Origin of the sequence: Methylophaga sp. UBA3192 (assembly GCA_002363955.1) — a bacterium.
Classification (GTDB): domain Bacteria; phylum Pseudomonadota; class Gammaproteobacteria; order Nitrosococcales; family Methylophagaceae; genus Methylophaga.
This window is the reverse complement of record DEXE01000006.1, coordinates 309419-325118: the sequence shown is the minus strand read 5'-3', so window position 1 is coordinate 325118 and position 15700 is coordinate 309419. Positions and strand designations below refer to the sequence as shown.

Annotated in this window: 13 protein-coding genes; 9 read left to right on the top strand and 4 right to left on the bottom strand. The window is 45.4% G+C overall.

What is annotated here, in order from left to right; genetic code table 11:
* Positions 1–118: 118 nt before the first annotated feature.
* Positions 119–715: a TetR/AcrR family transcriptional regulator gene (locus B2337_RS08670; protein ID WP_292413292.1), complete on the bottom strand. Its 597-nt coding sequence runs from the start codon at positions 713–715 to the stop codon at positions 119–121.
* Positions 716–965: 250 nt separating this feature from the next.
* Here B2337_RS08670 and B2337_RS08665 point away from each other — a divergent pair, with 250 nt between their 5' ends.
* The 9 genes from B2337_RS08665 (at position 966) to B2337_RS08625 (ending at position 12787) form a co-directional block, all read left to right on the top strand.
* The gene (locus B2337_RS08665; RefSeq protein ID WP_292413290.1) at positions 966–2210 is read left to right on the top strand and encodes an efflux RND transporter periplasmic adaptor subunit; all 1245 of its coding nucleotides are present in this window, start codon (positions 966–968) and stop codon (positions 2208–2210) included.
* A gap of 6 nt (positions 2211–2216) precedes the next feature.
* On the top strand, positions 2217–5399 hold the full coding sequence (locus tag B2337_RS08660; RefSeq protein ID WP_414673668.1) for an efflux RND transporter permease subunit: 3183 nt from the start codon (positions 2217–2219) through the stop codon (positions 5397–5399).
* Positions 5392–6774, top strand: a complete 1383-nt coding sequence (locus tag B2337_RS08655; protein ID WP_292413286.1) for an efflux transporter outer membrane subunit — start codon at positions 5392–5394, stop codon at positions 6772–6774. Before B2337_RS08660 ends, B2337_RS08655 begins: the two co-directional genes overlap by 8 nt.
* A 250-nt stretch (positions 6775–7024) precedes the next feature.
* Positions 7025–7459 (top strand): hypothetical protein, encoded by a 435-nt coding sequence (locus B2337_RS08650; RefSeq protein WP_292413284.1) that lies wholly within the window; start codon positions 7025–7027, stop codon positions 7457–7459.
* 184 nt (positions 7460–7643) lie between these two features.
* Positions 7644–8279, top strand: a complete 636-nt coding sequence (locus B2337_RS08645) for a hypothetical protein (RefSeq protein WP_292413282.1) — start codon at positions 7644–7646, stop codon at positions 8277–8279.
* 301 nt (positions 8280–8580) lie between these two features.
* Complete coding sequence (locus tag B2337_RS08640; RefSeq protein WP_292413280.1) at positions 8581–10689, top strand: EAL domain-containing protein; 2109 nt, start codon at positions 8581–8583, stop codon at positions 10687–10689.
* A gap of 33 nt (positions 10690–10722) precedes the next feature.
* Positions 10723–11508, top strand: a complete 786-nt coding sequence (locus B2337_RS08635) for a nuclease-related domain-containing protein (RefSeq protein WP_292413278.1) — start codon at positions 10723–10725, stop codon at positions 11506–11508.
* Positions 11509–11568: 60 nt separating this feature from the next.
* Positions 11569–12312, top strand: coding sequence for a dienelactone hydrolase family protein (locus B2337_RS08630; protein ID WP_292413277.1), 744 nt, complete (start codon positions 11569–11571; stop codon positions 12310–12312).
* Between the two features lie 139 nt (positions 12313–12451).
* A complete protein-coding gene (locus tag B2337_RS08625) occupies positions 12452–12787 on the top strand; it encodes a hypothetical protein (protein ID WP_292413276.1) in 336 nt (111 codons plus the stop codon).
* Positions 12788–12885: 98 nt separating this feature from the next.
* Here the strand turns inward: B2337_RS08625 and B2337_RS08620 are convergent, their stop codons facing one another.
* Genes B2337_RS08620 through B2337_RS08610 form a run of 3 tightly spaced genes read right to left on the bottom strand, consistent with a single transcriptional unit; the run spans position 12886 to position 15698 of the window.
* Positions 12886–13836, bottom strand: a complete 951-nt coding sequence (locus B2337_RS08620) for a hypothetical protein (RefSeq protein WP_292413275.1) — start codon at positions 13834–13836, stop codon at positions 12886–12888.
* A complete protein-coding gene (locus tag B2337_RS08615) occupies positions 13833–14903 on the bottom strand; it encodes a VWA domain-containing protein (protein ID WP_292413273.1) in 1071 nt (356 codons plus the stop codon). Before B2337_RS08615 ends, B2337_RS08620 begins: the two co-directional genes overlap by 4 nt.
* A 6-nt stretch (positions 14904–14909) precedes the next feature.
* The gene (locus B2337_RS08610; RefSeq protein ID WP_292413271.1) at positions 14910–15698 is read right to left on the bottom strand and encodes a MotA/TolQ/ExbB proton channel family protein; all 789 of its coding nucleotides are present in this window, start codon (positions 15696–15698) and stop codon (positions 14910–14912) included.
* Between the last annotated feature and the right edge of the window lie 2 nt (positions 15699–15700).

The following is a 15700-nucleotide window of genomic DNA, read 5'->3' as shown; positions in this document are numbered from 1 at the left end:
TGACCGTGGATTTCAAATGTAATTATTGGGCAAGGATGCCCTGTTTTTGCTGTTTTTCTGTTTTTGCCGTTTTTAGTTTTCTATTAAGTTAAGAACCATACTTAAGCGAAACATTTGATCATGCGCTGTTTGACTTTAGCAAACCAGAAACCAGTAGCAAAAAGCCATCTACCGCTCGGCGTGATGCAGCGTGTGGGTCCTCTGCATTAGCAATCCATAAAGATGCACCAAACAAGGCACCATTAATCAGACGTGCCATCGCCAGCGAGTCAACGTCTCGCAAAATGCCCTCTTCCATCAGCTTTTCAATACTGAGCTGTGTACTGCGAATACAACAGTTTTTACGTGGCCACTGCGAGGGATCACCTAATACAGCAGGACCATCTAAAAGCGTGATGCGTTGAATTTCCGGTTCACATGCCATATTGAGATAGGCGATGGAGCCATTGATAAAGGCATCCCAGGTGGTAGGACTCTCCGACTTTATAGCGGACAGACGTGTCGTCATTTCTTCTTCAATCTGTTGAATGACGGCTAGAAGTAATCCTTTTTTACCGCCGAAATGATGGTAAAGCGCGCCACGTGTTAAGCCGGCTTCTGCCGTCAGATGGTCCATGCAACTCTCCGCGAAACCATGTTGAGCAAAAGATTCTCTCGCAGATTTAATGAGCTTAGCCTGGGTTTCGGCAATCATCTCTTCACGTCTTTGTGCCATTTTTTTCTCCAAATCTTTTACATACGTAGCGCATGCAATTTGACATACAGTACGTATGCGAAATACTATACATCACATACGTCTCGTATGAGTAAGTATTTCCGCACTAATTTTAAGGCAATTATACATACGTTACTTACGCTATCAGACATACGAAACGTATGTTAGTTGCCATATGACAGAAACAACCGGGCAAGCCTTTTGTAGCAACGTCCTGAAACGAGTGGAAACAACATGGAGGAACAAGATCATGAGTACAAGAAATACCATCAGAATGTTTATGTTAGGAAGTATTTCCGCAATGGTGTTGTCCGCCTGTGGGAGTCCGGAAGCTGCTGGCCAGCCAGAAGAACCCGCAGCTCCTCAGGTCAGTGTGGCGCAGGTCGTTAACGAACGAATCACTGAATGGGATGAATTTACGGGTCGCTTACAAGCACCGCAAACGGTCAATCTTGTACCACGCGTATCCGGTTATATCGAACAAGTACATTTCCGTGAAGGTGCTTTGGTAAACAAGGGTGATTTATTAGTACAGATTGACGCAAAGCCTTTTGCGGCCGAAGTCGCCAGACTCAAAGCTGACCTGCAAAGTGCACAAAGCGCCGCAGAACTGGCTGAAAGCGAATACCAAAGAGCAGAAAAACTGAGCGTGGCACGCGCGATTTCTGAGGAGCTGCTTGATACCCGTTTAGCTCGTAAACAGCAAACCGCTGCAAGTGTTGCCTCTGTGAAAGCGGCACTGCATCGTGCTGAGTTGGATTTAAGCTATACCCGTATTACCGCACCTATTAACGGCCGTATGTCGTATGCACTGATAACGGTAGGTAACTACGTTAATGCCGGTCAAAGTCAGTTAACCAGCTTAGTGTCGACCGACAAAATGTACGCCTACTTTGATGTCGATGAGCAAAGTTATCTGAAATATCTCCGCTTAAGTGAAGACGGAAAACGGGCTGATACCCGTGATGCCACAGCAAATCCGGTATATATGGCCCTGGCCGACGACAGCGATTACCAGCACACGGGCAACATTGATTTTGTCGACAATAGTGTGAACCAGCAAACCGGCACGATCCGGATTCGCGCCACTTTTGCCAACAGTGACAATAGCCTTCTACCAGGCTTATTTGCTCGTATCAAATTGGTCGGCAGTGACTCCTATCAAGGCATTCTGATTGATGAAAAAGCTATCGGTACAGATTTGAACAACAAGTATGTGCTGGTCGTGACTGCTGAAAATCAGTTGGAATACCGCGCAGTTAAGCTGGGGGAAAAGGTAAACGGGCTGCGAATTGTGCGTGAAGGTTTATCTGCAAATGACAAAATTGTTGTGAATGGCTTACAACGCGTGATGCCGAATATTCAGATAGAACCCAAACTGGTGGATATGGCCACTAAAGAACAATTAGCAGATTTGCGTAAAACTCAACAGTTATTGGATAAAACCAACACCGAACTGGCTGCTGAGACTGACAACACAGCAGATCAAGGATAAGGAAAGATCATGTTCTCGCAATTTTTTATCAAACGCCCTATTTTTGCAGCGGTTATTTCACTATTCTTTTTAATAACCGGTGCTATTGCGGTCTGGCAGCTGCCGATCACCGAATACCCGGAAGTAGTTCCCCCTACTGTGGTCGTAACGGCTAATTACCCAGGAGCTAACCCTAAGGTAATTGCTGAAACGGTGGCATCGCCATTGGAGCAGGAAATTAACGGCGTAGAAGAGATGCTCTATATGTCATCTCAATCCACCTCCGATGGCCGGATGACACTGACTGTGACATTTGCCATCGGAACCGATGTTGATTTGGCCCAGACGCAAGTTCAGGCACGGGTGGATCGTGCCATGCCAAGGTTGCCACAGGAAGTGCAACGCTTAGGTGTCGTCACCGAGAAATCATCACCCGATTTAACCATGGTGGTGCATTTAAGCTCACCGGACGATCGCTACGATATGCTCTATTTGTCTAACTATGCGCTTTTAAATGTCAAAGATGAACTGGCACGGATTGATGGTGTGGGTAATGTAGAGCTATTCGGCGCTGGTGATTACAGTATGCGGATCTGGCTGGATCCAAATAAGGTGGCGGCATTAGGCTTATCTCCATCACAAATTACGGCAGCAATTCGCGAGCAAAACCAGCAGGCTGCCGCCGGGAGTTTAGGTGCACAGCCCAGTGCTGAAGCAGAATTTCAACTGCTGATCAATGTTAAAGGACGGTTATCAACCGTTGAAGAATTTGGCAATATTATTATCAAGGTCGGCGACAACGGTGAGGTCAGTTACTTAAAAGATGTCGCCCGTATTGAGCTGGGCGCCTCCACTTATGCACTGCGCTCGTTATTAAACAATAAAGATGCCGTCGCGATTCCTATTTTTCAGGCATCCGGTTCTAACGCGATCCAAATCTCTGATGATGTACGGGCGAAAATGGCGGAGCTATCAAAAGGCTTTCCGGACGGTCTGGCCTACGATATCGTCTACGATCCGACGGTATTTGTACGCGGCTCTATTGAAGCGGTAATAAAAACCCTGCTTGAAGCATTGCTGCTAGTCGTTTTGGTGGTCGTGCTGTTTTTGCAAACCTGGCGCGCGTCGATTATTCCATTGGTTGCCGTGCCGGTCTCATTAATAGGTACCTTTGCTTTTATGCATTTGTTAGGCTTTTCGCTTAATGCCCTATCATTATTTGGTTTGGTATTAGCCATCGGTATCGTCGTCGATGACGCTATCGTGGTGGTCGAAAATGTAGAACGTAATATCCGGGAAGGCTTATCGCCGGTTGCGGCTACACAAAAGGCGATGACAGAAGTCACCGGACCTATTGTTGCTACCACCCTGGTTCTGGCAGCGGTGTTTATCCCTACCGCCTTTATGTCAGGCTTAACCGGACAATTTTATAAGCAGTTTGCCTTAACCATTACGATTTCTACCTTTATCTCGGCGATTAACTCGTTAACCCTCAGCCCTGCCCTGTCTGCACTGTTGTTAAAAGCACCTGGCGAGAAAAAAGATCTGTTAACACGTGCCATGGACAAACTCTTAGGCGGTTGGTTATTTGGTCCGTTTAATCGTTTCTTTGCTCGTCTATCCAAAGGCTATGGTTGGTTAGTTAAAAAGGTGATTCGCTTTGGGGCACTGGTTGGCATTATGTATGTTGCAATGCTTGGCTTAACCGGTATGCAGTTTGCCACTACTCCTTCCGGATATGTGCCAGGGCAGGATAAACAATATCTGGTGGCCTTTGCTCAATTGCCAGATGCGGCGTCGTTGGAACGCACCCAGTCAGTGATTAAAGAAATGTCGAGTATTGCGCTTGAACAACCTGGCGTCATCAGTTCTGTTGCATTCCCTGGCCTGAACATTAATGGTTTCACCAACAGTCCGAACTCGGGCATCGTGTTTACCACCTTAAGCGATTTCAACGAGCGTACTGATCCATCCATGTCGGCTGATGCGATAGCTGCAGCGTTGAACCAGAAATTTGCCGGTATTGAAGATGCCTTTATTGCTATCTTCCCTCCTCCGCCAGTACAGGGTCTTGGCACGATTGGTGGCTTCAGGTTGCAAATACAAGACCGCGCTAGTCACGGTTACGAAGAGCTCTACAACGTGACTATGCAGGTTATGCAAAAAGCCTGGGCTACACCTGAACTGACCGGCATCTTCTCCAGTTATCAGGTCAATGTGCCACAACTGGATCTGGATATCGACCGGACTAAAGCCAAGCAACAAAATGTGGCCATCGATGAAATATTTCAAACACTGCAGGCTTATATGGGCTCGGTCTATGTCAACGACTTCAACCAGTTTGGCCGTACCTATCAGGTGAATATGCAGGCTGACGAGCAGTACCGTCAGAACGCCTCACAAATCAGTCAGTTAAAAGTGCGTAACGGTAATGGCGAGATGGTTCCACTGGGTTCCTTTATCAATGTAACTGATACCGCAGGTCCTGACCGGGTCATGCATTACAACGGCTTCACCACGGCTGAAATTAATGGTGGCCCCGCCCCCGGTTACAGTACCGGTGAAGCTCAGGCTGCCATTGAAAGAATACTGGCTGAAACGCTGCCCAATGGTATGACCTATGAATGGACAGAGCTGACCTACCAGCAAATTCTTGCCGGTAACGCCGGGGTATTTATCTATCCTTTGGTGATTATGCTGGTGTTTATGGTGCTGGCAGCCCAATACGAAAGCTTAAGATTGCCATTGGCGATCATTCTGATCATTCCGATGACCTTGTTATCAGCGTTAAGTGGCGTATTAATTTATGGCGGGGATAACAATATCATGACCCAGATAGGATTAATTGTTCTGGTGGGGCTGGCGACCAAAAATGCCATTTTAATTGTCGAGTTCGCCAAAGAACTGCAGGATCACGGCATGAGTGCAATGGAAGCCATTTTAGAAGCGGGACGTCTCCGGTTACGACCGATTTTGATGACCTCTATTGCCTTCATTATGGGCGTGGTGCCAATGGTATTTTCAACCGGTGCCGGTGCCGAAATGCGTCAGGCAATAGGTGTGGCGGTGTTCTCCGGCATGATTGGTGTCACCTTCTTCGGATTAATCCTGACGCCTCTGTTTTATTACATGCTGGCTAAACGTGGCGAGAAAAGAACACTGCCATCGTCAACTGCAATAACCGATAAGGTGGAGACTACACATGCGTAACTCACTCAAACTTACGACAATTGCCGTGTTGGTGATGTCATTAAGCGCCTGTGCTGTGGGGCCGGATTATCGGGCTCCTGCAAAAGTAGCAGATATAAATATTAATAGCCCTTACCAGCAAGCAGCGTTAGCACAAAGCTGGTGGCAAGCCTTTGATGATGAATCACTAAATCGGCTGATTCAACGTGCCCTGAACGAAAACCGAACTTTGGCGCAAGCCAGAGCCAATGTAGACAGAGCGTATGCTGTGTTTCAAGATGTTGATAATGACATTCTGCCAAAAGGCACGCTGGATGCCGGCTATCAGGCCAGTGAAAACGCTATGTTGCAGCCGAATAATGACAATGTTATCACGCGGAGTTATAGCACCGGTGCCAATTTAAGTTGGGACTTGGACTTGTTTGGCAAATTACGCCGCGCCGCAGAAGCCGCAGAAGCCCAAGCTCAGCAGGCTGATATTTTGTGGCGCGACGCACAAGTGCAGTTAATTAGTCAGGTAGCAATCAGTTATGGTGAATACCGTGGTGCTCAGCTGCGTTTAGATGTATCAAAACAAAACCTGCAAAATCTTCAGCAAAGCCGTGATATTGTCATGGCTCGACTAGAGGCCGGAATGGCTTCAGAGCTCGAGCTGACACAAATTGACGTGCAACTGCATCAAGTGAATGCTTCTATACCGGCCTATCGCGTAGCCCTGTTAACTGCAGATGCCACTTTGTCCGCTTTGTTAGCACAACGGCCCGGCCAGCTGGATCTCGATGATGTACCCCGTTTACCGCAGTTAAAACAACCCGTAGCTGTTGTTGAAGGTGAAAACTACCTGCGTTATCGCGCGGATGTGGCTAGCAGCGAGCGGTTATTGGCAGCTAGAACAGCAGAGATTGGTGTGGCTACCGCCGATTTATACCCGAATGTATCGATAAGCGGTTTTTTAGGCTTTTTATCTGGCCCCGGATTATCGCTGGGTAGCGATACTAAAAGCTGGTCGATTGCCCCCAGTTTAAGTTGGCAGGCAGCCGATTTAGGATCCGTCAGGTCGCGTATTCGTCAGGCTGAAGCCAGCTCACAAATGGCACTCGCAGAGTTTGAGCAGCAAGTGTTTAACGCGATTAATGAAATGCAACTTGCTCTCAATAGTTACAACCTGAGTCGTGAACAGCAATTAAGCACCGAGCTACAGTGGCAGGCCAGTAGCAAAGCGGTAGAGATTTCCCGCGAGCGTTATGATGCTGGTACTGGCGAATTTCTCGACCTGCTCGACTCAGAACGAGAATTGCTACGCAGCCGCGATCAGCTGGCACAATTGCAACAACAAAGCTTTATCCGTTTAGTTGAGATTTACCGAAGTTTTGGTGGCGGGATACAGTTGATTTAGTACTGGTTGTTATAGCTTTTATTCCGAGAGCGATTTCTCCAGCAATTTGCGTATAACGGAACATTTTTGATTATTGGAAAGTTTGTCTCTGCTGAGACGGCAATTGATTGCCTATCGACGGCAAAAATTGCCTGTGGTGAAAACTCACTCTGCTGCACTTCACTTATTAGAATCTTCAGCATTCGGCTCATGGAACATGTTTTGCTTTATATCAGGTGGACTCTCTTAAAACATAGGAATGGATTCAACCATGATCATTAATAATGTAGTCAATCAACAAAACCTCAGCCAAAAGCTGAACAGTAATTTGTATAACGACTCAGTCTCTTTCACCAGTATTATGCAATCTCAGACGGAACAAGCTCAGCAAACCGATGCGATTGATGCTAAAGATCGTGATCAAACTGATTTTACAAACATGACTCGGCAAGAGTTGTTTGATTGGATGAATAATCAAATCCGCAACGGAAAAATGACGTTGGACGAGAGCTCACCTTTCCTGGGGATGACAATGAAAATATCGGTAGAAACAGGACGCCCCATTAACATGGCTACTGACCCAACACGCATCAACTTTATTGAACGTGCTCGCTTGGGAGTAGATGGTGCGCTTTCGCGTAACGATCAACAGCTAGCCAATAGATTACAAACCGTATTGGATATCATGCAGAAACATCTGGCGTAGCTGGATAAATTGGCTGCGTAATTATGGGGCTTATGATAATCCTTAACCGACTATTGGAATTTGCTGGTATTTGTTTCCCACAGTGGCCGAACTCCCGGATTAATTTGTTAGGCTTTGTGCATCGCAGGTTTCAAGGTATCCTCTGCTCTGCTTATTTTTATCTGACACAAGGGAATCCAACTCGATGAGACATTTTGCATGGCTGCCTGCCTTTATCCTGCCCATTCTGCTCACCGGCTGTGGCTATGATGAATTTGAGGGCAGATTTATCAGTGCGGATGGTAATGTGAGTTATGAGTTCCAGCCGGATGGGACGCTGGAAATCATTCAGGGAGAAGATATCACGACGGCTGATTATCAATATAAAAGCCGTGAGCAAACCATTAAATTGCTCGGTGCTCAGGAGTTACCTACTGATACACTCGCTGTTGAAGATGAAAATCATCTGCAAAGTGGTGATCTCATCCTGACTCGCGGTGTTGATTATGCGATGTTGACTGACACTACCTGGATAGGCAGCCAGGGCCAATACACATTTGCGTTAACCTTCACCATGACTGAACAGGGCTTGGAAACCGTTTCTGAGCTAGTGTCTTATTATGATGAAAATATGATGTATTTGTCACAGACTGATGACAGTATTACCCGCCTCGATGGCAATAAACTGTTTCTTGATCAAACTCAATACACCGTTTCAGACGTGACACGGGATAGTTTCAAAATATCAATCGGTGAAAACAGTATGGTGCTTGAAAAACAGCCTAAAGGCACTGAAATCACGATTCGCGATGGTTATCAGGCGATAGATGATCAGCTCTGAGCATTTTCATTTCCTGTTGAAAAATAAAGCAATGGCAACAAATAAAACAACACTTAAAATCCCTGCTTTTGAGTCGATATATTCAGCATGACCAACGGTATTATCGCCTTGCAGATGTCGATTGAGTCACATCTTTGAATATGAATTATCCTAACCATCCAGATAGTTAGGAAACTAAATTGCCTGTGATTTAAATTCTGTGTAAATATACTTGGGAAAACAGGTACAAGGCGAAATAATGGATATTATCTTTCAGATTATCAGCCTGGAAAACCTGATAAGCTGAACAAAGGAGCCAGGGTTGAAGGAAAGATTGTTTTTATGGATGATAGCGACAAGAAACAGCTTTGTAGCACTTTTACCTTTGACTTTCCTGCGTGTTATCGGTGAATTAATCCTGAATTTACCCTGGCCAGACTATCAACAATCAATGGATCTCTGGTTCGGCACAGAATGGCGTGTTCTGTTAAGACAAATGATCGACAGTTCTTTTGCATTATTTGGATTGTTGTTAGCCGTTATTGTCTCGGTACAACTGGTTTATCGTCTTCCCAGCTCGACCCGGCAAAGAGAAATTGCCCCTCCCCTGATGGTCGCAATTAGTGCGGTCATTAACTATCTGATCATAACCGTTTTACTGCCCAATACTTCTCCAATAGAGTTCAGTGCGGATATCATGGTTTTAGGTATTGTCATTGGAATACTCTCAGCAGAATTCATTATTTTTGCTGTTAAACGCCCTTATCTCGACCTGCTCAACTTGCCTGTGGATTCTGATACCACCTTTTATCACGCTATGCGTATGAGCCCTTCCATCATTTTCATTGGCATCACCTTTTTTATGTTGGGTTTGGCCCTGGCGGCAACACCTGCCTTTCCAAGTATTTCACAGCTGATTATCGACTGGGCAAACGCTAGTGGCAATGCCACCTGGATAATCAGTACGTTTTCTGTGTTGGTCAATCAGTTGTTCTGGTTTTTTGGTGTTCATGGCAGTGTTTTTCTGGAAGGAACCGCTCTGGCACAAGGCGCTTTAAATGGCACGGCTACTGGAGAACTCAATTCCAACCTTGCTTTAATAAAAGTGCTGTTCAGTAATTTTATTTTGTTAGGGGGATCAGGTGCTACGCTGGGTTTAATCATCGCCATTTTTATCGTCACAAGACATGGCACTCAGAATAAAATTGCCAAAGTGTCTGTTATCCCCTCTGTATTCAATATTAATGACATTCTGATCTATGGACTGCCAATTGTCTTAAACCCGTTTTACCTCATCCCGTTTATTTTAGTACCGCTCCTGCTTATGGTGATTACGCTACTGTCAGTTCAGATTGGTTTTATTCATATCTATAACTCTGCGACTGTAACCTGGACCACTCCGCCTTTGATGTCAGGCTGGTTGTTAACGGAGTCCTGGCGAGGCGTTGTTCTGCAATTTATGTTAATTGCTCTCAGCACAGTGTGCTATTTGCCTTTTGTCAGAAAAGCAGAAAAAAACCATCGACAAAAAACCGTGGAAGCATTTCAACTGGCATCAGATACGATTATTAAGGTGGGCCATAACAGACAAAGAATTGTGTCCAGGCAAGATAAGGTTGGCATGATCGCCCGCGATCTGATTGTGGATCTGCAAACAGCGATAAAGCAAAACTCACTGACACTGGCCTATCAACCCAAACATGATCGTCAGGGTAACGTCGTCGGTGTTGAGGCACTGCTCCGCTGGACACATCCCCGATACGGCATGATCTCACCGATTGTCATTGTCACGGTGGCCGAAGACGGTGATCAGATAAATCAACTTGGCAGATGGGTTATTCAACAGGCCTGTGCCTGTAAAGCCCGCTGGAATAAAGCCGGTTATCAGGCATTGACTATCGCCGTCAATATTTCACCCAATCAGTTAACCGACAAAGATTTACCGTTTTATCTGATGAAATATATTCAGGAATATGGCATCACCGCTGAGGAAATAGAGCTTGAAATCACTGAATCATCCGAGATCCCCGATACCAATCTGACCGATATCATTTTGCAACAACTTGTCGATACCGGTGTGCAGCTGGCAATGGATGATTTCGGTATGGGCTATTCATCGTTACTCTACATGCGCCGTTTTCAGGTGAATGCGATCAAGATTGATGGTTCCATCACACGCGATGTGCTGCTCAACGATACCAATGCCGATATTGTCAGGACGATATGCTCGCTGGGGCAGGCCCAGAAAGTTCATGTGGTTGCCGAATATGTTGAAACCGAAGAGCAGCGCGAGGCGTTGGCTGAAATGGGCTGTGACCTTTTTCAGGGGTATTACCATAGCCCACCAATAGCCGAAGCGGATTGTATCAATTACTTCAAAATGCAGTTTGATATCGCTGCCAAGCAATTTGAGCTTAACTATAAGGTATGATTGGCTGACACCGTTATCTGGGGGTGACACAAAATGGATTTTTCACCAGTGTTTCAATCACTCTTCAACTTCTGGTATTTCATTCCGCTTTTTATCCTGCTTGCTGTTTTAAAATCAGCCTGGTTCAAAGGCCTATTCGGCGAATTTATTGTCAATGTTTTTGCTCAATGGAAACTGGATAAAGACACATATCATTTAATTAAAAATGTGACGCTGCCGACACAAGATGGCACAACTCAAATCGACCATATCATAGTGTCGGTGTATGGCGTATTTGTGGTAGAAACCAAAAACCTTCGAGGTTGGATATTTGGTTCTGCCAATCAGAAAATGTGGACACAGCAAATCTTTAAACATAAAAACAAATTTCAAAATCCTTTACACCAGAATTATAAGCATACTAAAACCTTACAATCGCTTTTAAACCTTGAAGAAAACCAGATACATTCGCTTGTGGTCTTTATCGGTGACAGTACGTTTAAAACCGATATGCCTGAAAACATCACATACGGTATGGGGTATATCCGCTATATTTTGTCCAAAACCGATAAAGTACTAAATCCAAGGCAAGTGCTGGATATTACTCAGGCCATCGAAGCAGGTCGTTTAGAACGATCCTTTAAAACAAATCGTGAACATGTGCGTCATGTTCAAAGCATTATTGCTGAAAAAAAACACCAGCATCTTTGCCCGAAATGTGGCAGTGAAATGATCTTAAGAAAAACAAAAAAAGGGGTTAATGCCGGCAAGCAGTTTTGGGGCTGTTCTGAATTTCCAAAATGTCGCCTGATGCTTCCCGTTAGCCAGGAAATCATTTAGTCATTGAGTCGTTGTACAATAGCGGTTTTATTTTCCAAATAACTTTTCAAGGGAGCTTTCATGAAAATCCAAAGCCATTTTGCCGATCTTGATACACCCACCGGTGTGATGCGTACATACATTCACCGCCCTATCGGCGAAGGCAGCTACCCTGTCATTTTGTTTTATTCTGAAATTTTCCAGCAGACTGGTCCGATTGAGCGCGCTGCCAGATTAATGGCCAGTCATGGCTATGCCGTATTAGTCCCTGAAGTGTTCCATGAACTGAATCCTATCGGTACGGTATTGGGTTATGACGATGCCGGTCGTGATAAAGGCAATGCCGATAAAGAAAACAAAGATGTGCAGAGCTATGACACTGACAATGAAGCGTTAATCAAGTATGCCAAGCAACAATCCTGGTGCAATGGCCAGTTTGGAGCGATGGGTTATTGCATCGGCGGCCATCTGGCCTTCCGTGCAGCTTTGCAACCCGAAATCAAGGGTACCGCCTGTTTTTATGCTACCGATTTACATATTCAGAAAATCCCGAATAAACCGGGTCAACACAGTATGGAACGTCTTGCTGATATCAAAGGTGAATTACTGATGATTTGGGGTAAGCAGGATAATCATGTGCCATCAGAAGGCCGAACGTTGATTTACAGCAAATTGAATGAAACCGACATTCCGTTTACCTGGCACGAATTTAATGCGGAACACGCCTTTATGCGTGATGAAGGTGATGGCGGGCGTTATGATGCTCAAACAGCACAAATCGGTTATCAACTGGCGTTGAATTTGTTTGGCAGAACGTTGCGCTAGACGCAGCGTTCCCACGCAGAGCATGGGAACGAGGTTAACAAAATTAAATGAATACAGCTGGCTCCCATGCTCTGCGTGGGGGCCTCTTTAAGTAATTCTCACGGTCTCTCATATATCACCCAACCGAACTGTTTATCTAATGCAAAACACCACTAAATCGGTATATACCCTGTTCAACTGGAACATTCTGATCCTGCCAACCGATGAAGAAATCTTTGTTGGATTATGCAGTCGGCCGGAGACAGTACCGCCATTTGCACCACCTGATGCAGCAGATGATTTACTGCCGTTTATTTTGCAAAACAGCAGTTCCATCACTGAGTTTAATGATAAAACCGGGGTTGGCTTCGATAAAGATGGCAGTCGTTATGTGGTGCTTGGTAAACCGTCAGATCCGACAAACATGATTCGCTTTAGTGTCGGGCAGATGATGAAGCCGGATGAGATTCGCTGGAAGTATGAGTTTATTGATTAGGCCATTTGCGTTCCCACGCAGGAGCATGGGACGAATTTGCTGACTTTCTGACTTATACTGGCGCTCAAAATCCACCATGAGTCATGCATTACCAAAGTCTACGGTGGTAACGCAATATAGGTACCATCATTACGTTTAGTCAATTCCCGCATCAGTATGCTGTATCTGTCGGTGCTGTTCATTGATAAAAAGCCGACACCATGAATTCTGGCCAGTCGTCTTCCATCACTGAGTTGTCTGTTCTGTCTGGTAATTCTATCGATTACCGGATCATAGGATGAACCAGTGTAATCATCACCAAATACATAAATGGACGTGGTGATATTGGGTTTGGCATATTTACGCAGTGCCGTTTCGACACCTTCGACGGGACTGCTATTGGATACCACTGACCAGTTTTGAAACATTCGGATAGCACTGTTTCTGGTGGAAGGTGTATCAGGCATCCAGCGACCATCATAACCCGAGATCATGGACGTCCCCATATCATTAAGTATCTGAAAACCTTTTACTTCGGGATGTATATTCAATACATTTACCACTTCCTGGGAAACCCGTGACCAGATCTGTTTCATACTGCCGGAAGTATCGATAATAAACACGACATAATCACTATCAACCGGTATGCCACCGACTTCTTCAGAACGCTGATCGGCCGGCTTTCGTGGTGTCGGCAAGGCAGCTTGTTTTAACCGCGATTCCACCAGACTCATTCCACTAATACTTTCTTCCAGCGCTGCATTCTGTTGCTGTAGAGCTTTAAGTCGGCTTTCCAGCGACGATTCGGCCTGAACAATAGATTGCTGTTCACTGGTTAAGGCATCAAGGGTAGAAAGCTCCTGCTGAATTTGCTCACTGATTTCGGCTGCCGAGTTTTCAAGGCCAATCAATGATGCCAGTAAACTGCTCACATCATCGGCACCGGCAATGGATACATCCACATCGGTTTTGGCGATCAGGATCAGCATCACCACCGCACCAAACCCACATGAAATCACGTCCAGAAAAGACAGACTGAAAATATCCAGACCTTTTTTCCGATATTTCATGGCCAGTTACTCGCCGGGCTGATCAGTAATCCGCCGGTAGTGGCAGCCCAGACCCAGTATTGATTGACCGCATCAGGATCACCTTCCAACGGCAGCATAATGACATCAACCTGCATGCCACGTTTACCACTTTCATTAATGGTTTGCTGAAACAGTTTTACCCGACATTCTCCGGAAATCGTCTGGGCATTTCCGGTCAGCGAGCTGCAACTGGAAAACGGATTCAGGCTGCGATATTGCGATTCGCCTTTGGTCGGCAATCCATCGGTAATGACATATAAGTTGGAGGGGGAAAACTGATTAACGCTATTCAAGCCTTTTTGAAGATTGGTCGCGCCTTCAGGAATAACAGTATTCAAGTCACGTAATATAGATGTTGCCGTTTGTGGTGAACTGGCTTTTTGCCAGCCTTGCTGATCACCTAAAATCCTGGCGTCTTCGCTAAAAGCGACCACCAACACGTCACTGTTTTCCGGTAAGCGAGCTAATAACCATTGCACTACATTTTTGGTTCTCAACCATTTTGCAGCGTTCTGTTTATTCTGCTGTGAACTGCTTTTGGTGCGGATAATATCAATCAGTTTTTCATTGGTCATCGAAGCGCTGGTATCCACCAGTATGGCAATTTTAGGCCCCTCAACCTTGAGGCCTAACAAATAGTTTTCTTCATTTATTCGCGGTGCTTCTACCAGATCAGCCTGCTGTTTGGGTATTTCAATCGAGGTAATGCTTGATTTAAGTTCTTCTAACGCACTCTCTGAGCGTTGCACCTCTTCGCTCTGGCTGGCGAGTGTGGATTGCTTTTCATCCAGTTGTTTTTTTAATGCCTGATAACGGGCATTTTCGCTGCTGAGTTGTTGGCGGATCTGTTCCAGAGTCGATCCAGCATCATCTCTGGCCTGTTCCAGCTGACTGATATCCTGTTTAAGATTGTCTATTTCAACCGGTGTTTCATCAATTTTCTGCTTGACCAGCATAAACACCAGAATAACTGCGCCGAGGCCACAGGACATGATATCCAGAAATGCCAGACTGGAACCTTCGGCTTTTTTGCGTCGGTAAGCCATTTTCTGTTAACGAATACGTCTCAGCAGGAATTTGTCGCAATAGCTTTGCGTATCGACAATCTGACTGTCCTGCAAACGCTGCAACTGATGAAACAGAAACATCAGAAAGATACTGATAAGCAAGGCCACTAATGTCGAATTAAATGCCAGCCCCAGACTATCGGTCATACCCGAAATATCACCGGCAAGCGCCTGATCAGCTTGCGAAAGCGCCTGACCGATACCACGTACTGTGCCGATAAAGCCGATTGAGGGAATGGCCCAGATCAGATAACGGATCATGGTGTTTTCGGAATCCTGCCTGACGGCCAGGGCTTCCAGGTTACTTTCAATCGCATCCGACAAGTTTTGAACGTTGTTGGTTGAACTGTATCGCCATAAAGATGAACGTAGCGTCTGCACCAGAGGTGAAGACATGCAATCCTGAGGAATCTCGGTATCCAAACGATGGATAATATGGTTCACATCAAGTTCTTTATGCCCCGTGTTTTCAATTTTCTCTTCATCACTGCTTTGCGGATCTTCAATCAAATCGACGCTGTACAGATATTTGGTTTTCAGAATCTCACGATAAGCGTTGGCAATGAGAAAACAGCCCCACATCATTAATATAAAACAGATTTCCTGCTCGTAATCTTTGATGATAACCACAATATTGCGAGGCGAAGACTGTTGCTGTTGCAAGGCTAAATCAATTAATTGAGCGGCTTCAGGCCGGATATAACCGATATACATCATATGCACCACAATGATCGATACGATCAGTGCGGCAAAGCTTTTCATCAAGTCACTCATTA